The sequence below is a fragment of the Brevundimonas nasdae genome, from assembly GCF_016654005.1.
Lineage (GTDB): Bacteria > Pseudomonadota > Alphaproteobacteria > Caulobacterales > Caulobacteraceae > Brevundimonas > Brevundimonas nasdae.
Genome location: NZ_JAEPWN010000002.1, coordinates 271,628 through 293,947 on the forward strand (window position 1 = coordinate 271,628; position 22,320 = coordinate 293,947).

Below are 22,320 nucleotides of genomic sequence, written 5' to 3' on the forward strand. Positions count from 1 at the left end.
CCGGACTCGTTGTCTCTCCATCGAAATGGAGCCGAACATGTCCGCCACATCCATCCGACGCGAATATCTCAGCCGCCCCCTGTACGCCTGGGCCAAAACCGTCCTGCCTGAGATGTCGGCGACAGAGGCCGAGGCCATTCAGGCGGGGGATGTCTGGTGGGATGCCGAGCTGTTCACCGGCGCGCCGGACTGGGACGCCTTTCTGGCCATTCCCCCCGCCACCCTGACCGCAGAGGAGCAGGCGTTCCTGGACGGCCCGACCGAACAGCTGTGCGCCATGCTGGATGACTGGAAGATCACCTGGGAGGACATGGATCTGTCGCCGGAAACCTGGGACTTCATCAAGCGCGAGAAGTTCCTGGGGATGATCATCCCCAAGGCCTATGGCGGACTTGAGTTTTCCGCCTACGCCCATTCGGAGGTGGTGCGTAAGATTTCCACGCGGTCGGTCGCGGCTGCGGTGACGGTGATGGTTCCCAACTCGCTCGGCCCTGGCGAGCTGCTGATGAAGTTCGGCACGGAGGAACAGCGCGAACGCTGGCTGCCGCGTCTCGCCGACGGCCGCGACATTCCCGCCTTCGGCCTGACCAGTCCTGAGGCCGGGTCAGACGCCGCGTCGATGACCGACGAAGGCGTCATCTGCGAAGGCGAATATGACGGCCGCAAGGTTCTCGGCATGCGGCTGAACTGGAAGAAGCGCTACATCACCCTGGGGCCCATCAGCACCGTCCTTGGCCTAGCCTTCAAGATGCGCGACCCCGATGGCCTGTTAGGCGGCGAGGAAGACCTGGGCATCACTGTCGCCCTGATCCCGACGGACACGCCTGGCGTCACCATCGGGCGCCGCCACCTGCCGTCGATGCAGGCCTTCATCAACGGGCCGAACGAGGGACAGGATGTATTCCTGCCGCTGGACGCCATTCTGGGCGGCCCGGAACGGATCGGCCAGGGCTGGATGATGCTGAACGCCGCGTTGGCCGCCGGGCGCGGCATCTCCCTGCCCTCCCTGTCTGCGGCAGGCGCAGCCCTGGCCGCCCGCACCACCGGCGCCTATTCCCGCGTCCGACAGCAGTTTCGCATCCCCATCGGTCAATTCGAGGGCGTGCAGGAACGCCTGGCCCGCATCGCCGCCAACGCCTATCTGCTGGACGCCGCGCGCCGTTTCACCTGTTCCGGCCTGGCCCTTGGCCATCATCCGTCCGTGGTGTCCGCCATCATGAAACAGGGCGCGACCGAGCGGATGCGCACCGCCGCCAATGACGCGATGGACGTCCACGCCGGCAAGGCGGTGATTGACGGCCCCAGCAACTATCTGGGCAATTTCTATCGGTCCGTCCCGGTGGGGATCACGGTTGAGGGCGCCAATATCCTGACCCGCAGCCTGATCGTGTTCGGTCAGGGCGCCATTCGGGCTCATCCCTACATCTTGAAGGAAATGGAGGCGCTGGCCGATCAGGACATGGAGCGCGGCCTCGCCCAGTTCGACGCCGTCTTCTGGACCCACGTCGTCCACAGCCTGCGCACCGCCCGCCGCGCCTTCACCAGCGCCTGGACGGACGGTCGCTTCGGCGCCGCGCCCCAGTCGGGACCGGCGCGTCGCTACTATCGCCGCATGGGCCGCTACGCCGCCGCCTTCGCCCTGGCGTCAGACATGGCGATGCTGACCATGGGCGGCGAACTGAAGCGCAAGGAGATGCTGTCCGCCCGGTTCGGCGACATCCTGTCCGAGCTCTACATGATGAGCGCCGCGCTAAAGCGCTGGGAGGACGAAGGACGCCAGACCGCCGACCTGCCCCTTGTGGACTATGTGATGCAGGACGGCTTCCTGACCATCGAGCGTCGGCTGAAGGAGATCCTTGACAACTTCCCCAGCCGTCCTGCCGCCTGGCTGCTGAAGGTGTTCGTGCTGCCGTTCGGGGTCATCCGCTCGAGTCCGCGCGACGCGACCGTGCGCGCCTGCGCCGCCCTGCTGATGGAGCCGTCCGCAACGCGGGATCGTCTGACCGAGAACGTCTATATCGGCGAACAGGCCGTCGGCCGCCTGGAGCACGCATTTGAAATGGTGGTCCAGACTCAACCGATCCACGACCGCCTGAAACGCCAGCGCATTCGCGACTGGCGCGATGCGCTGGATCAGGGCCTGTTGTCGAAGAGTGAGATCGAACAGCTTCAGGCCGCCGATGAAGCCGTCGCTGAGATTATCGCTGTCGACGACTTTGCGCCGGACGAACTCGCGCGGGTCCGCCGCTCGCCGGGCCTGGCCGCAGCCGCCGAATAGGCCGAAGGCAGGGGCGCATAGGCAGTCTGCCGTGCGCCCCGCCATTCTGCATCAGGCGCGCCGCGCCGCCTCCGCCGCGCGCAGCACGCGCAGGAAGTTTCCGCTCCAGATCGCGTTGATCTGCTCCTGCGTATAGCCGCGACGCAGCAGTTCACGCGTCACGTTCGGCGCCTCGGCCTCACTGTCGAAGCCAATGATCCCGGCGCCGTGATTGAAGTCGGTGCCGACACCGACATGATTCCAGCCGATCCGCTTGGCGACATAGTCCAGTTGGTCGACATAATCGCTGACGGTCGCGCGCGGCAACAGCGGGTTCAGCGCATCAAGGAAGGCCTGTTGACGGTCGCCCAGTCCGCCATAACCGTCGTTCGGCGCAGAAAACTCCGGCGACAGACCATACTGAACCCGCAAGGCGCTGATGGCCGGGCGGGTGCGGCCATCCACCTGCGTCAGGTACGAGTTGAACGGCGTCAGCTGCACAATGCCGCCATTCGCCTTGATGGCGTCCAGTTCGGCGTCAGACAGGTTGCGGGTGCTGTCGATCAAGGCCCGCACATTCGAATGGGTCGCCGCGACCGGCGCCCGCGTCAGGGCCAGGGTCTGAGCCAGGGCTTCGCTGGAAAGCTGCGAGACGTCGATCAGGACGCCCAGGTCATTCAGCTTGGCGACCGCTGCTCGACCCACGGGCGACAGGCCGTGATGCTCCGCCACCGGCTGATCGACAGGCCGAGACGAGTCCGAGAAGGCGTTGTGACCCGCGTGATTGAAGGCGAACACCCGCACGCCCTCGCGATAGAAGGCGTCGATCTGGCTCAGATCGTCACCGATCGACCGAGCGTTCTGGAAACCGATGATCACGGCGACCTTGCCCTGCCCCACCAGACGCGTGACGTCGTTCGCGCTCAGGGCGATGCCGACGCGCTGCGGATTGTCGGCTGCAAACGCCTTGATCTTGGCCAGCTTCTCATCAGCCTCGGCCCTCGCCGCGCGCTGGCCTGCCGCATCGCGCGGTCCCGGACCCACCGCGACCGACAACACCACCGCGTCCACCCCGCCGCGCGTCAGATGATCCAAATCCACACGTGATCCGTGATTGGGCAGATAGTATCGCTCGGGCGTGCTGGGCAGCAGCACGTCGGCGTGCCCATCCAGCACCAGCGCCGCCCTGTGCACCGCCTCGGCATTCTGCGCCTGCGCCCAGGCCGACGCGCCGCCAAGCAACGCCAGAGCACTGACTGCTGTCACCAATGATATCGCCCGTGTGATCGCCATTACAGCCTCCTCCAAAAACCAGGTTCGATTTGAAGGTTAGGCGTGAGGCCGCTCGCTTGGCGCGCCAGAAGGATGCAGGGGACCTTTAGGCTTTCTGCTGCGCTTACGCCCGGTCGCAAAAGCAAAAAGACCGCGCCCGGGGATAGTGAGCGCGGCCCAGTTGCGAGAATGAACGTCAAAAGACGAACACAACTCTTGATACACATTCAAGCTTACCAAGCCATGATAGAAACCCTGCTACGGCACACAGAAAGACTGCCCGACCCGCACCCTGATGATTTTAGTTTTGCTGACGCCCTATCAAAACGATCTCCATTGCCCAAAGGCCTGAACCCGCTCTTGATATGGGTGCGCCACAGCCATTGGGAGCCCCTTATGCGCATCCAGAACACCGCCACCTCCGACCGTTCGACAAGCCAGCAGCCGTGCGACCGCATTCGGGTTCCGGTGTCCTGTGCGGCCCGCGGCGGTTGGACGATTCACGTCCCCAGGACCACTGGCCAACAACGGCAGTCTAGTCAGGCCACAGCTTGATTTCAGAACAATCAGCCTGATTTCAGCGCCGCCCCGTCACGGATGGGGCGGCGCAATCCCATACAACTCCACCAGGCAGGCGATGATCGCACCCGCGCCCGCCACCGAACGCCTGTCGGCATAGGTCGGCCCCGGCTGTTCCGTTGCGACGCCCACGGGCAGCACCAGCCGCGGCAGGGTCTGATGCTGTTCGCCGGCTATGGCCGCCACCGCAGCACGCGGACGTTCAAATGCAATCCGATGCACCCGGATGCGCTCCTCCAGATGCGGATAGGAGTGCAGCACCCCCTCCAGCAATGCAGAGTAGCGGTCGAAATAGACCGCACCCGGAAAAGCCGGGTCCTCGAACCCGGGCGTGAGAAGAAAGAGATCGGCGCGCTGGGGGATGGCGTCTGTCATGACTGCATCTCTCCCCAAGGCGGGCGCATCGCTCAACCTCAGAAAATCTATACCGCCCGTGCAGCGATCTCATTTGCCCCACCAACGCTGCGCGCTGGACACTTCCGTCGAACGCCACGTCTGTGAGATCGACGCCACGACAACTTTAACGGCAACACAGCCTTAGCCCCTGATCGATTGGTCCACGCGTCGTTTAAGGCTACGCTTCCCCATCGATAATCTGCTCAATGACGACTAGGATTTTGCGCCATCATCAAGATGGCGATCATGCCAGCCGCCTTCTGTCCCGGCCCGCACCGCACGGCGCAGGTCTCGCTTAAAACGAGTTTCCGATGATCCGATCCAAATCTCCGTCACTTCGCCACGCCTTGCATGCGCCTGCCCGAACCTCTCGGAAGGCCGCCCTTATCGGGGCCGCCCTGGGCGGTCTTATTTTGGCGGCAGGCGGAACCGCATCGGCCCAGGCGACGGCGACGCCTGTGTCCGCCGAGGTTCATGCGCTGCATGAACGCCTGCTGGTGCTGGACACCCACCTCGATACGCCGATGAACCTGGTCAAGCCGGGCTGGAGCATTCTGGATCGCCACAGCGTCGAGGATGGGTCGCAGGTCGACTATCCGCGCATGGTCGAGGGCGGCCTGGATGGCGGCTGGTGGGCCGTCTATTCATCGCAAGGCCCGCTGACGCCAGAAGCCACCGCCGCCTCCTTGGCCGTGGCCCAGGAACGCATCCGCGCCATTCGCGCCCTGGCGACCGACCATCCAGACAAATTCGGCCTGGCGCTGAAGGCGTCGGACGCTGCTCCGATCGCTGCGGCAGGCAAGCGGGTCGTCTTCATCTCGATGAAGAACGCCTACCCCCTGACGGGCCGTCCCGATCAGGTTCAGGCCTTCTATGATCAGGGTCTGCGCATGATCAGTCTGGTTCACTTCGCCAACAATGAGCTGGCGGATTCCGCCACCGATCCTGCCGGTCCGCGCTGGCATGGCCTCAGCCCCGCAGGCCGCCGCATGGTGGCTCAAGCCAATCAGCTGGGCATGGTGATCGACGCCTCCCACGCCTCGGACGAAGTGTTCGACCAACTGATCGCCTATTCGCCAACGCCGATCATCCTGTCCCACTCGGGCGCGCGCGACATCTATGACCATGCCCGCAATATCAACGACGAACGTCTGCGGAGGCTGGCGGCGTCAGGCGGCGTGATCCAGGTCAATGCGCTGGGCGCCTATCTGAAGGCCCTGCCGGACACGCCGGAGCGCGCCGCCGCTCTGGCCGCCCTGCGCACCGAGTTCGGCGCGCCAGCAGATCGCACTCCCGCGCAGAGCACAGCCTATGTCGAACGCCTGCGCGCACTGAATCGCGTCCATCCGGCGACCCAGGCGGACTTTGAGGACTACATCCTGCACCTGCTGCACATTCTGGCGGTCGCGGGGCCGCGCCATGTCGGCATCGGCGCCGACTGGGACGGCGGCGGCGGCGTGACCGGCATGAACGACGTCGCCGCCCTGCCCCGCATCACCGAGCGCCTGCTGGCCGAGGGCTATTCAGAAACCGACCTCGCCGCCATCTGGTCCGGCAACGCCTTGCGTCTGTTGAAACAGGCCGAGGACTATGCCGCATCCGTGAAGCCCGCACCCCGTCGCTAGAACGGAAAAGCCGGGGCGTCGCATCCGACGCCCCGGCTCTGAACATTCCGGCGCCGCTGCAGTGATGCAGCGGCGCTTTTCTATTTGTGGATCAGGTCGTCTCCAGCGGCACCGACGGCGTCACATTGGGGAAGATGACCTCGATCCGGTCATCACTGACATGCGAGGCCATGCTGTAGGCGTTCACCGGCTGCGCGCGGTTGACCCACAGCGCATAGTACAGATGGTCGGCGCGCGGATCACTGGTGTTGGGATGCAGCAGGATCGTCAGGCCCAGGCTGTTCAGCTGCAGCCACGGCACCAGCGTCGGCAATAGTTCATTGCTGAAACCGAAGTAGAACGACGGCGTCACGTGCGGGCCGCGCGGCTCCAGGTTCCAGTTGCCCAGTTCGACGGGGAAACGCTCGGTCGCCCACTTCCGCAGCAGCGCCGCCTTTTCGTAGGTGTCTTCGTCGAAATAGATGTGGGCGTGATAGCTCTTGATGTCCGTATAGGCGCGCGGCAGCGACGGCAGCGTCTGCTCACCGGGACGAACGCTGACGGGCTGAGCGGCCGGTTCCTTGTAGGTCTCATACCCCCAGGGGCTGCGGCCCGTGGCGTTGCGAGGCGTCGACGGCGCAGCCGCAGCGCCGCTTCGCGGTGCACGCCCCTGGGCCTGCGCCTGCGCTTGAGCGCCGCCGGCAGAAGCGACCAGACCGGCGGCCACGGCCAAACCGGAGCCGACCAGCAGATTACGCCGACCAGGCGACAGCAGATCCGCCCAGTCCTGATCAGTTTCTGCCTCGGCGGATCTGCGAGTATCGGATGATTTTGACATGAGCTTCTTCTGGCTTAGCGGCCGCTGTCAGGGCGGTGCGATACCGTTAAAACTTCAGCCTTAACAAGCGTCCGTTCATTGCTCATACGCATATGAGCCCCCGAGAAAACAAGGGTTCCTAAGTAGGCGCTGGGCGCCATGCTGCAATGCAGAACTTCTGACCTGACTTTAGGAAAACTGTCAGCCGCCTGGCTTGATCGACACATGAAATAAGAAAAGCTTCGCTGGCGTGTCGGGGACGCTTGACGATATGTGATGTTATCTCATAACTGACACACCTTCTGGTGAAAGTCCTCCTCCTCATGCGTATGACCTCCCCCTCGCGCGCACTTCTTCTCGGCGTCGCCGCATCCGCCCTGCTATCGGGCGCCGCCACCGCACAGACCGCAACGCCGCCGCCCCAGACAGCGACTGTCGACGACGTGATCGTCACCGGCGCGCCCTACGGCATCAGCCAGCGCGCGACCACCATCGCCACTGACGTCATCGACCAGCAGGCGCTCTCGACTTCGCCCGCCGTTTCGCTGGGCGATCTGGTCAGCAACCGCCCGGGCATCCGTTCGACAGACTTCGCGCCGGGCGCCAGCCGTCCTGTCATTCGCGGCCTGTCAGGCCCGCGCGTTCAGGTGCTGACCAACGGCATCGGCCTGATCGACGCCAGCTCAGTCTCGCCCGACCACGCCGTCGCCACCGACCCGGCCGAAGCCAGTCGGATCGAGATCATCCGTGGACCGGCGACACTGGTTTACGGCGGCTCCGCCATCGGCGGCGTCGTGAACGTGATCGACGACCGCATCCCGACCAAGATCCCCGAAGGCGGCCTGTCGGGCGTCGTTTCAACCCAGGTCTCCAGCGTCGATGACGGGCGCAGCGGCTTTGGCCGCGTCACTGTCGGAAGCGGCCATTTCGCCTTCAACCTGGATGGCGTGAAGCGCCAGACCAGCGACTACGACATCCCCTCACCCGCCATATCCGCCCGCAAGGCCGAGGCGGACGGCATCGATCGCGGTCCCGGCGGAACCCAGCCCAACAGCTACACCGACCTGACCGCCTGGGGCGTCGGCGGCTCCTACATCACCGACAAGGGCTATATCGGCGCCTCCTACAAGGACACCGACAGCGAATACGGCACGGTCGCGGAAGAGAACGTCTTCATCAAACTGAACCAGGAGCGCTACGACGTACGCGGCGAATACCGTTTTGACGACGGCCCGTTCTCGGCCCTGCGCGGCTCCTACGGCCATGCCAAATACACCCACACCGAGTTCGAGTCCGTCGGCGAACCCGGCACCATCTTCAACTCGGACGGCTGGGAAGGCCGCGCCGATCTGGTCCAGCGCCAACGCAACGGATGGAACGGCGCCGTCGGCGTTCAGGGCCTGTCGCGCAACTTCCAGGCCATCGGCGAAGAGGCCTTCGTGCCCACCGTCGATATCGACGAACTAGGCGTCTATACGGTTCAGCGCCTGGACCGCGCCCACTACGGCTTCGAGGGCGGCCTGCGCTACGACCGCCGCGAACTCAGCGCCACACCCATCGGCGGCGTCAGTCAGGTGAACCGCGAGTTCAACAACTGGTCCGCGTCGGTCGCCGGCTTCCTGCGCCCCGCCCCCGGTCTGTTCCTGGGCCTCAGCCTGGCCCACAACGAACGCGCGCCCAGCGAGGTTGAACTGTTCGCGGACGGCGTTCACATCGCCACCGCCGCCTACGAGACCGGCGACCTCAATCTGAACAGCGAGAAGGTCAATACGCTGGAGGGAACCGTCCACTATGACCGCGGACGCTTCATCGGCGACCTGCACATCTATCATTCCTGGTACAACGGCTTCATCGACGAGCGCGCCACCGGCGCGGACTACCTCTACGAAGGCGAAGAATTCCCGATCTTCCAGTTCGTCCAGACCGACGCCCGCTTCTATGGCTTCGAACTGGAAGGCGCCTATGCCCTGTGGGAGAGCGGCGACCGCAAGCTGTCGCTGGAAGGCGCGGCGGACTTCGTCCACGCCCAGACGGACCTGGGTCCGGCGGCGCGCATCCCGCCCTACTCCGTCACCGGACGTCTGGCCTGGACTTCCACGCCGTTCGACGCCAGCGTTGAAGTTCGCCATGTCGGCGAACAGGATAGGGTCGCCAACGCCTACGAACTGCCAACCGACGACTACACGCTGCTGAACCTGGCCGCCGCCTGGCGTCCGCTGACGGATCACAACGTGACGATCTTCGCCGAAGCCAGAAATCTGACCAACGAAGAGGCGCGCGAACACGTGTCCTTCCTGAAAGACATCGCCCCGATGGCCGGTCGCAACCTGCGTGTCGGCGTCGCCTACCGGTTCTGACCCTCAGGCGAAACAAAAAGGGCGGCGTCGAGAAATCGACGCCGCCCTTTCTAATTCACGATGGCCCCGGTGCTAGTCGCGATAGTTCAATGCAGGCGAACGCTCGCCCAGCAGGGCGCGGTACTGGAAGTTCGGGCCACGACGCTGTTCGAACTCAGCCTTGGCCTGGGCGATCACATCAGGGCTCTGGAACAGTTCCGCCGTCGTCAGCGCCAGGGTCTTGGCGGCCAAGTGCGCGCCCTTCAGCCCGATGGACGAGCCCGCAGCCACGACATTCTGCCAGCTGTGACCCGCCGAGCCCGGGACGAAGGTCGCTGTCGACAGGCCGACCGTCGGCGTGACCCAGCTGACATCCGACACGTCGGTGGAACCGCCGAAGTCGCCGCCGATCACAGCAGGCTCGATCTCGCCGACGCTGGACAGCGGCGGACGTACCGGGAAGCTTTTCTGGATCTCCGTCGCCAGAGCGATTTCTTCGGGCGTCCAGGTGATGCCGCCGACGCTGCGCAGGTTGCGGTCCATCACATGCATCAGGGCCTCGTTTGGCAGCATGGAATAGACGCCGCCGATGGCTTCGAACTCGACACGCGTGCCGGTGCCCATGGCCGCGCCCTCAGCCGCCGCCTTCACCCGCTCCAGCACATCGCGAACGATGTTGGGATCGGTGTGACGGACGTAATAATAGCTTTCGGCATAGGCTGGCACGACGTTGGGCGCCTTGCCCCCGTCGGTGATGACGTAGTGGATGCGGGTGCGGTCCGGAATATGCTCGCGGATCATGTTGACCATGTTGTTCATGGCCTCGACGCCATCCAGCGCCGACCGCCCCTTGTCCGGCGCCGCCGCCGCGTGGGCCGCCGTGCCGTAGAAGCGGAACTTGCCCGAAACATTGGCCATGGTGTCGCCCTGACGGGCGCTGTTGACGTTGCCCGGGTGCCAGTGGATCGACACGTCCACGTCATTGAACAGGCCGTCGCGGACCATATAGACCTTGCCCGAGCCGCCCTCTTCCGCCGGCGTGCCATAGACGCGCAGTTCGCCCTTGATGTTGTTGGCGACCATCCACTCCTTGACGGCGATGGCCGACTGGACCGAGGCCGCGCCGAACAGATTATGGCCGCAGCCATGACCGCCCGCCGCGCCAGCCGACTCCTGCACCGGACTCAGGGTCTGGGACAGGCCTGGCAGGGCGTCGAACTCGGCCAGAACCGCGATGACGGGTCCGGCGCCGTTCTTGAAGCTGGCCAGGAAGGCCGTCGGCTCACCTGCGATGCCGGGCGTCACGGTGAACCCCGCTTCGCGCAGCTGACCTTGCAACAAGGCCGTGCTCTGGACTTCCTGATACCCCAACTCGGCGAAACGCCAGATTTCGAGCGCGGCGTGGTCGAGCGCGGGTTGGTTGCGATCAACGGCGGCGACGATCTGAGTCTTGGCTTGAGGCGTCAGTTCGGCGGCGACCGCCGGAGCGGCAAGTCCGGCGAGAGCGGCGGCGAGCGCCAGTGCGCGCATCGAAACAGGTTTCATCGAGAACTCCAGAAAACACAGGCAGATGGGACGGAGAGCGTCACCGCTCTCCGCCCGAGACAGTCAGTTCGGATCAGAAGAACTTGCGGACACTGACGTACCAGTAGCGCCCATAGGGCTGGTACACGGTGCCGACATAGCCCGCGCCGGACAGCGGCGGCTGCTCATCGGTGATGTTGCGCACGCCGACCCGCACAGCCGTGTTCGACAGACGACCGCCATCGAACTCGTATTCACCGTACAGGTTCGCCGTCAGCGTCGATTCAACAGTCCAGAAATCACCCGCCGAGTTGACCAGAGACGTATCGTTCAGGTCCGAGATGTACTGGGTGAAGGCGCCCACGGTGACGTTCTGATAACGCCAGCTGCCGGACAGCGACCACTTCCATTCCGGCCGGCCCAAATCGCCGATCAGATTGCCCGTGCGACCGCCGAAGGTGATGGCCGGATCAATCGCGCCCGACGCCTTTGCCGCCATCAGCTCCTGCATGCCCGGCGCTGATTCAAGGTAGTACTTGATCAGGTGGGATACGTTCAGGTTCAGGCTGAAATCGCCGTACTTGGTGCCGCGCAGGTTCCACATCGCCCCCAGGTCCAGCCCCTCAACCGTCTGCGGCTGCTGATTGGTGTAGGCGTCCGTGATGTACTGGACTTCACCTGCCGCTGTCAGGCCCGTACCTGCGAAGATGATGTTGTCGGCCGCCGTGGGATCGGCGCGCACGACGTTCGGATTGAAGCTGCCGTTCTTGCGCAGCAGATAGTCCAGGATCAGGGCGTTCTGGCCACGGAACAGGCCGACCATGCCGGTCTGTTCAACCTTCCACCAGTCGGCGGTGAAGGTGAAATTGCCCAGTTGCTCCGGCAGGAAGCGCGGCTGGATCACGACGCCGAACGACGTGGTTTCAGACTCTTCCGGCTGCAGGTTCGGATTGCCCGAACGCCGCTCTGCCGTCAGCTTGCGCACATGGTTGGTGTTGATGCTGGCCGCGTCCGCAAAGGCCTTTGGCGGGGTATAAGAGGCGCCGCATTGATTCATGCCGGTCATCGCGCCGCGACGGATCAGCGCCTCGCAGTAGGCGTAGTCGTTCGAGCTGTTCGAACGCGTGATGACCGTGGCGTTGATCTGCTCCAGGTTCGGCGCCCGGAACCCTTGCGCCCACGATGCACGCAGCCGGAAGCCGTCTACGATGTCCCAGGCCGCAGCGATCTTGGGCTTGGCCACGTCGCCGAAGTCCGAATAGTGCTCGAACCGGCCGGCCACCTGGACCTCAAGATTGTGCACGAACGGCACGTTCATCTCCGGCGAAACCAGAGGTGCGGCAAACTCAGCATAGGCCGAGAAGACGTCACGCTCGCCATAGGTGTCCGGATTTTCCGCCGAGTTGATCAGGTCGCTGTAAACAGCGCCCGACTTGTCGGTGTAGCGGATCGTGCCGTCGATGCGGCTGTCGCGATCATCCAGTTGGGTTTCGGTGCGGGCTTCGATGCCGAATGCAGCCCCGACCGGGCCGCCCGGCAGGGTGAAGAGATCGGGACGCGATATCTTGAAGTCCCAGAGTCCCAGCTCGGTCTTGGTCTTGCGGACCATATCCACCCGGATCGCATCCAGCGCCGCCTGGTTCGACGGCGTCGCGTCGCCGTAACGCGGATGGGTGCGATCACCGCCGTTGAAGAAGTTGTAGGCGTCGGCCGTCGACTTGGCCGCCCATTCCGCCAGACGCGTGGTCGAGATGTTGTCGGACACGTCCTTGGCCGAGGCTTCGGACCACAGAAGCGCCGACTCCCAGTTCCAGCCGCGCCATTCGCCGCGCAGACCGCCCAGGAAGCGATACTGCTGGTTGGTCACATCGACATTGATCGGGCCCATGTCGTTGAACCGGTACCCCGTCAGCAGAACGTCCTGCTTGAAGGGGTTGTAGTAGTTCGAGCCCGGGATGGTCATGACGACTGACGACAGGGTGTTGATCGGTGCCTGACGTGCATGGGACTTGGCGTAATAGACGCCCAGTTCGCCGAACGCCTCGACCGAGTCATTGATCTTGTAACGCCCTGTCAGGAACAGGTTGAAGCGATCAACCTCCGGAATCACGGTCAGATCTTCCTGCGCGGTGTCAGCGCGAAGCGCCGGGTCCACCGTGGTTGTCTTTTTCAGGCACAAGCCATCGCCAAGGGCGGCAGCGCAGCCCGCAATATTGTCAGGCTGGATTGTGAAGGTGGTGAAGCTTTGACCGCCGAACTGAGCCGTCGCCTTGTTGGCCAGGGTGAACTGGCCCCAGGGCGTCAGTTGCGAAAGGCCGTTTAGGCTGGAGTTGTTTTCGAACCCGGTTCCGGCAAACAGAGGGCTCTTGTCATCAGAGGCCGTGTAGGGCTTGTCCAACGTCGTCATCTCGTCGCGATGGTCATAGTTGAAGAACAACGAGACATTGCCCCGACCGTCGTCGATGTCCTTGCCGCCGTAGAGCGAGAAGTTGAACTCCCGCATGCCCGTGCCTTCGGCGGCGCCGTACTGGCTGGAGACGGTCCAGCTGTTCATGTCGTCGCGCAGCACCGTGTTGACCACGCCCGCAACCGCGTCCGCGCCATAGATGGCGGCGGCGCCGTCGCGCAGGACCTCAAGACGCTTCAGACCCGAAACCGGGATCGCGTTGGTGTTGTAGGTCAGAACCGGAACCAGGTGTTCATTCGCCTGAGACGTCGGGTGGCCGACGACGCGGCGGCCGTTCAACAGCACCAGCGTGTTGCCGATGCCCAGGTTGCGCAGGTTGACCGAGCCGGTGTCGCCGCGCGCCGAGTTGGAGGTCGCAGGCAGATAGCTGGAGTTGAAGGTCACGTCGCCCATCTGCGGGATGGAGCGCAGCAGCTCATCGCCCGAAGTCGCACCGGTGGCCAGGATCTGTTCTTCGCCGACGACCGTGACCGGCAGGGCCGCCGTGACCTTGGCGCCGCGAATCTGAGAGCCGACGACGACGATCTCATCGACCTGGCTGACAGGGCCAGAGTCCGCTTCCTGAGCCATGGCGACGCCTGAGCCGAACAGGGCGGTCGTGGCGAGCATGGCCGCCTTGACGCCGCAACGCACGTTGAATGAACGCATAAACTAGGAACCCCCAAACTGTGAACCGCCCGCAGTATCCCCTCGATGCCCGCGACCGTTCTGAAATGTCGTTTTCAAAGGACAGTAAACTTAAAGCAACGAGGGATTGTGGAGCCCGCCACCCGAGTGAATTGCCTCATTTCGGACTAGAATGTGTCACACTTGCCGCGTCAAGCTTTGCAGAATAAATATTGTCGTTATACGATAAAGAGCGCAGCAGGATTTCGCGAACTGTGCTTAAATCGACTTTTTCAGCAATGCTATCGCTAAATTTGCAAATTTGAGCTCCACAGCTTTGCCGCGTAAGCATGGCCATGCACGAGACAATGAGGGCGTATTGTGACGAAACGCGTACTGTTTGACCGGGCGGTGAAAACCGCGACGGCGATCTCTGTTTCAGTAATGTTGCTGACCGGGCCAACTCAGGCCCAGGTTGCTGGCGCCGTTGTCCATCCCGGCGCTGGCAGCGGCGGCGATATCGTTGGTTATGGCCAGATTCACAGCCCCGTTGTTGGACGCGGCGGCATGGTCGCCAGCCAGAGCGATCTGGCCACGCGCGTCGGCGTGGACATCCTGCGCCAGGGCGGCAACGCCGTGGACTCCGCCATCGCCATCGCCTTCGCCGAGGCGGTCACCCTGCCCCGCGCCGGCAATATCGGCGGCAGCGGCTATATGCTGGTCCATATGGCGGCGACCGCCGACCGACCGGCTCAAGACATCGCCATCAACTACTACGGCACGGCGCCTGCTGCGACGACGCCGGAACTGCTGCTGGCGGCCGATGGCAAGTTCGACCGCACCAAACCCTCGGGCTTCATCAATGTCGCCGTGCCCGGCACGGTCATGGGGATGTGGGAAGCCCACCAGCGTTTTGGTTCGCTAAGCTGGGCGCAACTGATCGCCCCGGCGATCCGCCTGGCCGAAGACGGCTATGTCCTGACTGACGGCGAAGCCGATGCAACCGGCGGGCGCGCCCGCGTTCTGGCCACCGATCCCGGCGCACGCGAAGCCTATCTGAAACCCGACGCCAGCCCCTATCGGGCGGGTGAAGTCTTCCGCCAACCCCTGCTGGCGGAAAGCCTGCGCAAGGTGGCGCGCGGCGGTGCGGATGAGTTCTACAAGGGCGAATTGGCACACCAGATCGTGGCGGGAATCCAGGCCCAGGGCGGCGTGATCACCCTGGCCGACATGGCCGCCTATCGCGCCGATGTGTCCGAAGCGATCATGGGCAGCTATCGCGGCGCCCCGATCGCCTTCATGCCCCCCACCGCATCGGGCGTCAGCGTCGCCGAGGCCCTGAACCTGCTTGAGCATTTCGATCTGAAGTCGATGGGCTGGGGCAGCGTCGACACCCTGCACCTGATCTCCGAGGCGATGAAGATCACCTCGTCCGACCGTCGCCTGATCGGCGGCGCGCCGCAGTGGAACACCCCCGCCCAGGGCCTGGCCAGCAAGGCCTTCGCCGCCGAGCGCGTCAAGCTGATCGCCCTGGACCGCAGCCTGAAGGCCGAGGACATTCCCGAGGGCAATCCCTATCCGTATGAAAGCCGCGACACGACCCATTTCTCAGTCGCCGACGCCCACGGCAACGCGGTGTCGAACACCTACACACTGTCCAACTCCTACGGCGCGCACGTCGCGCCGGTCGGCACCGGCATCCTGCTGAACAACCACCTGGACAACTTCAGCTGGGGCACGCGCGACGAGCCGAACTCTCCTGCCCCCGGCAAGCGGCTGGGCTCGACCATCACCCCGATGATCGTGTTCAAGGATGACAAGCCCTGGCTGGTCACCGGCACGCCGGGCGGCGGCTATATCATCGCCACGATGGTGCAGTTGATCTCGAACGTCATCGACCACAACCTGAACATCGCAGAGGCGGCGATGCGCCCACGCCTGAACCAGGGCGGCGGCGACAGTCCGCTGGAGCTGGAAGGCGGCTTCTCGCCTGACGTGGAGCGTTTGCTGCGTGAGCGCGGTCATACGGTGCGCCCGTCCATGACCATGGGCAGCACCCAGTCCATCATGATCGAAGGGGATCGCTTCCTCGGCGCCGTGGACACGCGCCGTCCCGACGCCCTGGCGCTGGGCGTCCGCTGAATCCCGCCTGACTGGAGACATGCCGATGATGCGTAAACTGTTGATGGCCAGTGTCGCCGGCTGCATCGCAGCGACCGGGGCCACATCCGTTCTGGCCGCAGCCGCCAGCCCGCCAGCCGCCACGGCGACCACATCATCGGCATGGCAGGACGGCCTGTTCGGCGTCCGTCTGGACCAGCAGAAGGCCAAGGTGGCCGTTCGCTTCCCCGCGCCGCAGGCTGACGGAACCCTGGGCCGATACCTGTACCAGCCGGGCCTGTCCGCAGGCCTGGGCATGGACGGGGTCGGTCTGGACCGCGCAGGCCTGGGCCAGGCGCAGATCATCGTCTTCCAGAAGATCGGCGCCCGCGTCTTCGCGCGGTTCGAGAACACCCGCTATCGCGCGGTTGATGCTGATGCTGATCAGGTCAACGCGGTCACGGCCTCCTTCGCCGCCTCCGTCATCTGGTCCGGCGAGATCACCGACACCGGCACGGATGGATCGGTGTCCGTGGATCTGTCGTCCTTCCTGGAGCGGGATGCGGTCAACGCCGTCGCACGTTTCAAGCGCGCGCGGCTGGGCGCCTTCAAACTGGCCCCGACCCTCAGCTACGTGGACATCGGCCAGACCCTGATTTTTCCGGACAATGTCGAGTTCGAAACGGTTCAGACCTTCACCAGCGATGAGCCCGGCGCAGACCTGAACCGCGTCACGCCGGACCCCCGGTCAGTGACGCTGGCCGTCCGACACTCCTTCATCCGCCTGCCGGATGAGGGGTTCCAGCCCGTCCCCCACGACCCACGCTCAGGCACCTCGGCCCAGGTGATGGTGACCGACTTCGCCGCCGACTTGGATCAGGCCGTCGTCAGCCGACTGTCGCGGCGCTTCCGTCTGGAAAAGACCGACCCGACCGCCGCCCGATCTACGGTCAAGAAGCCCATCATCTTCTATGTGGACCGCGCCGCTCCGCCCGCCATTCGCCAGGCCCTGATCGAAGGCGGTGGATGGTGGACCGAAGCCTTCGACAAGGCCGGCTATATCGACGCCTTCCGGGTCGAACTTCTGCCCGAGGGCGTGCATCCGATGGACGCGCGCTACAACATCGTCTCCTGGGTCCACCGCGAGACTCGCGGCTGGTCCACAGGGACCAGCGTCAATGATCCGCGCACCGGCGAGATCGTGCGCGGCGTGGTCCAGCTGGGCTCCCTGCGCGATCGCCAGGACAAGATGATCTTCGAAGGTCTGGTCGGCGCCGACCGCAGCGGCACGGGCGCGCAGGATGATCCCGACCGCCTCGCCTATCACCGGCTGCGCCAACTGGCGGCGCACGAGATCGGCCACGCCCTGGGCATCGCCCACAACTTCGCCGCCTCGCGTTTCGAGGGCCGCGCCTCGGTCATGGACTATCCGGCCCCCTGGGTGATCGCAGACGGCGACCGTCTCGACTTCAGCCGCGCCTATACGACCGGCGTCGGCGCCTGGGACGATTACGTCGTAAACTGGCTGTACGGCGACGCGCCGGGACAAGACGCCAACGCCCGTCGCGCCGCCCTTGCATCTGAAGCCCAAGCCAAGGGCTATCGCTTCCTGAACGACACCGACACCCGCCCGCTGGGCAGCCTGCAACCCTACAGCGCCATGTGGGACAACGGCGAAGACCCGGTGGCCGAGTTCGCCAATGTCATGGCCGTGCGCCGCATAGCCTTGGCGCGGTTCGGCCTGAACAATCTGCCGGCGGGCGCACCGACCTCTGATCTGCGCCGCGTGATCGTCCCCATCTATCTGTATCACCGCTATCAGACCACGGCGGTCGGACGTCAGATCGGCGGGGTGGATTACGCTTACTCGGTCAATGGCGATGGGCGAGAACGCGCCGAGCCCACGCCTGCCGCCCAGCAACGAGCGGCCCTGGACGCCCTGATGACGGCCCTGTCGCCCCAGACGCTGGATCTGCGCGACGACCTGATCGACCTGCTGTCCTCGGCCCAATCGGGCGTCAGCGACCGGCAGACCCAGATCGAGCTGTTCGAGGGCAAGACGGACGCGGTGTTCGACCCATCCTCGGCCGCCGCAGCCGCTGTGGAGGTCGTGCTGGAGACGCTGCTGGCGCCCGAACGGCTGAACCGGCTGGTGGAGCAGCAGCGCCGCGATCCCGGCCAGCTGGGTCTCACTGAGGTGCTGGACCGTGTGTCGGCCACGGTCGGCGCGGGCGCACAACTGTCACCGCGAGAGGCCGAACTGCGCCGCGTCGCCCGCGCCCGCTACGCCGCCTATCTGGCCAATCTGATGCAGAGCAAGGACCTGTCGTCCACGGCTCAGGGCGCCGTCCGCGACAGCGCGCGCCGCTTCAGCGACCAGTTGAAACGCTGCCGGGGCGATCGGCTGGAAACCGCCCAGTGCGCCTATCTGGCGGACGCCCTGAACGGGTCGCCTGAAAGCCTGAAGGCACTGATCGACACCCTGCCCGCGGCCCAGCCCGTGCCGCCCGGCGCGCCAATTGGCGGCGGAGACTGGCTGTAGCCGCCTCTCGGTTTCCCTGCCGAAAACGAAAAAGGCCCAGGCGAACACCTGGGCCTTTCTTGTTGTCTGAACCGACTGATCAGTCCTGACGCGTGACCCGCAGGCTCTTGCCCGCATAGTCGCGAGGATCAACGCCGTTGACGCGCTGCACCTTGGGCCCGTCATTGCTCATATAGGTGACTTCGACAGTCACCGGCTCCAGCGTCTTCAGACCGAAGTGGACAGGGATGGCGCTCTGGGCGTTATAGCCGCCGCCTGTGGGGACCTGACGCAAAGCCAGGATCTTGCCCGTCTGGTCGTACAACCGGACCTCAGCGCCCGGCACGATGGTGCGTCCCGCGGCGTCCAGAACCGTGACGCTGAGGCTGCGGGCGCGCGCTTCAGCCGGCAGATCATTGCGGAACAGGAAGTGCCCGCCAACCGGCCCGTAACCGCGCGTCACCGACAGGTCCAGCGCGCCGTCGCCATTGTAATCGACCCATTCAACGCTGTGGTCGGCGGCGTTCAGCAGGCTGTCCTTGGTCAGGACCTGCGTGAAGGTGCCGTCGCCGTTGTTGTGATACAGCAGGTTCAGCGGCGTCTGCGATCCCGGCTCGCCTTCATAGGTGGCGACGAACAGATCCAGGTATCCGTCGTTGTCATAGTCGCCCCAGGCCGCGCCGACGGCGTGTCCGTCATTGTTCACGCCCGCCTGCGCCGCCACCTCGGTGAAGGTGCCGTCGCCATTGTTGCGATACAGCAGGTTCGCCCCGTAAACCGCGACAAAGACGTCGAAAAGACCGTCATTGTTATAGTCGCCGATGGCGCAGCCGACGCCGCCCTCGCTGCGATCGCGTCCGGGCGCATCCAGCCCCAGCGCCGGCGCGACATCGACGAAAACGCCATTTCCGTCGTTGCGCCACAAGGCGTCGGTCGCACCCGACTGGTTGGCCAGGAACAGGTCCAGCCGCCCGTCACGGTTATAGTCAAACCAGCAGCTTCCCACGGTGGGGCGCAGATCGTTCACCCCACCCCCGCCGCCCACCTTGACGAACTGGCCGCCTTCATTGCGGTAAAGCTGGTTCGGACCCGAGCGGTTGGACGCATAGAGGTCCAGCTTGCCGTCGTTGTCGAAGTCGATCCAGTTGGCCTGGCGGCTGACGCGCTCGGGGATGGTCAGGCCGATTTCGGCGGCGACCTCGACGAACTTTTTGCCGCCTTCGTTCTTCCAGACGTAGGAGCGGTTCTGGCCGGGAACGACCGGCACGACGTTGGACCCGCCCAGCAGATCGACAAAGCCGTCGGCGTTGTAGTCGCCCCAGCTGAGGCCCCGGATTTCATCACTGCCCGCCTGAGGCAGGCCGACTTCCGCCCCGATGTTGGTGAAGACGCCGTTGTCGTTGCGGTACAGGCGCACCTCGCCGCTTTTCAGCGAGACAGCGAAGCCCAGGCTGCCGCTGTTGTCGAAATCGGCCCAGGCTGTCGACAGCGAACCGACGACGCCGAAGGTCTCGGGCTGGATCGAGGTGAAGGCGGGCTCCTGGGCCTGAGCCCCCGTCGCCGCAAGGACCATCGGCGTCAGCAAAGTGGCGCCGTACAGACGCCAGTTACGCTTGCGATCATTGCTCATCGACGGCTTCCTCCACGGGTGGGTGTGAACGGCGCGCGCTGTTCGACATGGGCCTCGACCTGTTCGCGGCGCAGCCACAGTTCGCGGAACTGGTGATCCGACAGGGCCTGCAGCTGGTCGCTGTGGTGCGTCGTGCCGGGCTGGCGCGAGTTTCCGTAGCTCATCAGGCCATAAGCCTTCACGGGTGTGGAGAATTCGATCATCGCCACCCAGGTCTCGCCGTGGTTCGGGGTGCGGACGCCCTGAGCATTCAGGTCCGACCAGGTCATGACGCGGAAGGCGCCCAGATTGCCGAAGCCGCCGCTGCCGGGCACGTCCACGCCGTCTAGGATGAAGCGGGACACATCGCCGTAGCGGCGGTCGATGGCGCCATATTTCTGCTTCGTCGTGGCGATGGCGCGTTTCAGTTGATCCACGGCGGCGGTGGTGTCGCGCACGCCGTAGGGGGTGCTGATCGGACGCTGTTCCGACCACGGTACGGCGAACCCGCCATGCCCGGCGAAGTTCGGCCCGGCGAACAGACGCGCCCATTCCTCGAACAACAGGCCCGCACGGTTGTCGGCGTCGAAGGTGCGGTTCCAGTTGGCTAGCAGACGCCCGGCCGCCTGAACTTCTGGATCAGGATCGGCCAGTGCGGCGGGAACCAGATCGGTCAGCACACGGTCCGCCATGACGGCGTCCTGCCCCAGCTTCAGTTCCTTGAAACGATCCAGGGTGATGCCGTTGTTCTCGGCGATGGCCGCCACGGCATACTGGGCGCGAAGGGATTCCGGCGTGCGCGGGGCCAGATAGGACGGATAGTCGTCCGGCTTGATCGTCACCGGCCAACTGGCGACCCAGGGCGGATCATTGGCGTTCTGAACAAAGCCGCCGACCGGATCGGTCACGCGCGGCAGGTCTTCCAGCGGGTGCGTCTCCGTCCAGACGTAGCGCGAGCTGTCGCCGGGAACGAGGCCGGACCAGAAGTTGATGTCGCCTTCGCTGCGCTTGGGCGCGATGCCGTTGAAGGTGTAGTCGATATGGCCGTCGCGGTCGGCATAGACGATGTTGAACGTCGGCACCTGCAGGCGTTTCAGCGCCGTCTCATAGGCGCCGAAGTCCTTGGCCGTGACCATGTCGAAATACTGCTGCAGCATATAGGGCCGGTCCAGGCCCGCGACCCGCACGGCCACAGCCGTTCCATCCGCCCGGTCGAACACCGGGCCGTGAATGCTGGAGCGGATGACCAGCGGCTTCTCCAACTCCGAACCATCCGGCTGACGCACGCGATAGCTGGTGCGGCGGGTCTGGAACTGGCGCACGCGGCCGTCATACAGATAGCCGCCGTCCTGCAGCGTCAGCTTGTAGTTGGTCGCCCCCACCATGCCGTTGACGGTGTTGGTGATGCCCATCTGCTGATTGAAGGCGAAACGAACGATGGGCAGACCGATCTGAGTGGCGCCGTAGATTTCGAAATCCGGGCCGGTCAGATGAGCTTCATAATAGATGAAATAGTCCGTCGCCCACGGCAGGTGCGGGTTCTGCAGCAGAAGGGCGTGACCGTCAGCGGTCTTCTTGGGCGCGACGGCCCAGGAGTTTGATCCCTGCTCGGACAGATCGGGCGGATCACCCTCCCCCAGGGTTTTGCCGGGCGAGGCGACATAGACGAAGTTCATCAGACGGTGCGCATGGGCCACCACGTCGACGCCCGTGACCGGCAGGACCTGACGCACGTCCTCGGCGATGGCTTCGGGATGGGCGGTCGCATAGGCGTTGATGCCGGCGGCGAAGGCGTCGAGGTTGGCGCGGAACGCTGGCGTCTGCTGGTCGTACCAGGTCTTGGCGCGCGCCGGGACGCTGTTGGTCAGCAGCCAGACAGAGGTTTCCTCATACTCCGGGCCCCAGTATTCCGAACCCTTGCCGCGCGCCTCGCCATACAGACGGATGATCGCGCTGGCGTGGCTCTGCGCCTGGGCATAGCCATAGCCGTAGAAGACCGCGTTCCGGTCAGTCCCGTAGATGTGCGGAACGCCATAGGTGTCCCAGAGGATCTCGTTGGTGGTCGGCTTGTAGGCCGCCACGGCAGGCGTCGTCGCCGCGCCGGTCGTGGGTGCGCCGGTCTGGGCCAGCACCGGGCCTGAGGCCACGCTAACCAGGGCGGCGGCGGCCAGCCCCATGAAGGTGCGGCGAATGATCATCATATTCTACTCTCCCCGAACACTAAGAAGAGGG

The 22,320-nt window shown here is 64.7% G+C and carries 12 protein-coding genes; 5 read left to right on the forward strand and 7 right to left on the reverse strand.

What is annotated here, in order from left to right; all coding sequences use genetic code 11:
* The first annotated feature begins 37 nt into the window (after positions 1 to 37).
* Positions 38 to 2,278 (forward strand): acyl-CoA dehydrogenase, encoded by a 2,241-nt coding sequence (locus tag JKF87_RS04585; protein WP_201097737.1) that lies wholly within the window; start codon positions 38 to 40, stop codon positions 2,276 to 2,278.
* A gap of 51 nt (positions 2,279 to 2,329) precedes the next feature.
* Here JKF87_RS04585 and JKF87_RS04590 read toward each other — a convergent pair whose 3' ends face one another.
* Together JKF87_RS04590 and JKF87_RS04595 are read right to left on the reverse strand one after the other, a co-directional pair.
* On the reverse strand, positions 2,330 to 3,550 hold the full coding sequence (locus JKF87_RS04590; RefSeq protein ID WP_201097739.1) for a dipeptidase: 1,221 nt from the start codon (positions 3,548 to 3,550) through the stop codon (positions 2,330 to 2,332).
* A gap of 570 nt (positions 3,551 to 4,120) precedes the next feature.
* A complete protein-coding gene (locus JKF87_RS04595; protein WP_201097741.1) occupies positions 4,121 to 4,483 on the reverse strand; it encodes a DUF3088 family protein in 363 nt (120 codons plus the stop codon).
* Positions 4,484 to 4,815: 332 nt separating this feature from the next.
* Here JKF87_RS04595 and JKF87_RS04600 point away from each other — a divergent pair, with 332 nt between their 5' ends.
* Positions 4,816 to 6,129 carry a dipeptidase gene (locus tag JKF87_RS04600; protein ID WP_201097743.1) on the forward strand — a complete coding sequence of 438 codons (1,314 nt, stop codon included), beginning with the start codon at positions 4,816 to 4,818 and terminating at the stop codon, positions 6,127 to 6,129.
* A gap of 91 nt (positions 6,130 to 6,220) precedes the next feature.
* Here JKF87_RS04600 and JKF87_RS04605 read toward each other — a convergent pair whose 3' ends face one another.
* Positions 6,221 to 6,946: a DOPA 4,5-dioxygenase family protein gene (locus JKF87_RS04605; RefSeq protein ID WP_201097745.1), complete on the reverse strand. Its 726-nt coding sequence runs from the start codon at positions 6,944 to 6,946 to the stop codon at positions 6,221 to 6,223.
* Positions 6,947 to 7,248: 302 nt separating this feature from the next.
* On the opposite strand from JKF87_RS04605, the gene JKF87_RS04610 reads away from it, so the two are divergent.
* On the forward strand, positions 7,249 to 9,282 hold the full coding sequence (locus tag JKF87_RS04610; RefSeq protein ID WP_201097747.1) for a TonB-dependent receptor: 2,034 nt from the start codon (positions 7,249 to 7,251) through the stop codon (positions 9,280 to 9,282).
* Between the two features lie 72 nt (positions 9,283 to 9,354).
* On the opposite strand, the gene JKF87_RS04615 is transcribed toward JKF87_RS04610, so the two are convergent.
* Entirely contained in the window at positions 9,355 to 10,806 is a 1,452-nt protein-coding gene (locus tag JKF87_RS04615) for an amidohydrolase (protein WP_201097750.1), read from the reverse strand.
* 73 nt (positions 10,807 to 10,879) lie between these two features.
* Positions 10,880 to 13,900: a TonB-dependent receptor plug domain-containing protein gene (locus JKF87_RS04620; RefSeq protein WP_201097752.1), complete on the reverse strand. Its 3,021-nt coding sequence runs from the start codon at positions 13,898 to 13,900 to the stop codon at positions 10,880 to 10,882.
* Between the two features lie 339 nt (positions 13,901 to 14,239).
* Between JKF87_RS04620 and ggt the strand changes: the two genes are divergently transcribed.
* Positions 14,240 to 16,000: a gamma-glutamyltransferase gene (gene ggt / locus JKF87_RS04625; RefSeq protein ID WP_307417442.1), complete on the forward strand. Its 1,761-nt coding sequence runs from the start codon at positions 14,240 to 14,242 to the stop codon at positions 15,998 to 16,000.
* Positions 16,001 to 16,028: 28 nt separating this feature from the next.
* On the forward strand, positions 16,029 to 18,500 hold the full coding sequence (locus JKF87_RS04630) for a zinc-dependent metalloprotease (RefSeq protein WP_236261111.1): 2,472 nt from the start codon (positions 16,029 to 16,031) through the stop codon (positions 18,498 to 18,500).
* A gap of 79 nt (positions 18,501 to 18,579) precedes the next feature.
* On the opposite strand, the gene JKF87_RS04635 is transcribed toward JKF87_RS04630, so the two are convergent.
* Complete coding sequence (locus JKF87_RS04635; RefSeq protein ID WP_201097756.1) at positions 18,580 to 20,109, reverse strand: CRTAC1 family protein; 1,530 nt, start codon at positions 20,107 to 20,109, stop codon at positions 18,580 to 18,582.
* The gene (locus tag JKF87_RS04640) at positions 20,106 to 22,289 is read right to left on the reverse strand and encodes an acylase (protein WP_201097758.1); all 2,184 of its coding nucleotides are present in this window, start codon (positions 22,287 to 22,289) and stop codon (positions 20,106 to 20,108) included. Before JKF87_RS04640 ends, JKF87_RS04635 begins: the two co-directional genes overlap by 4 nt.
* Positions 22,290 to 22,320: the final 31 nt, after the last annotated feature.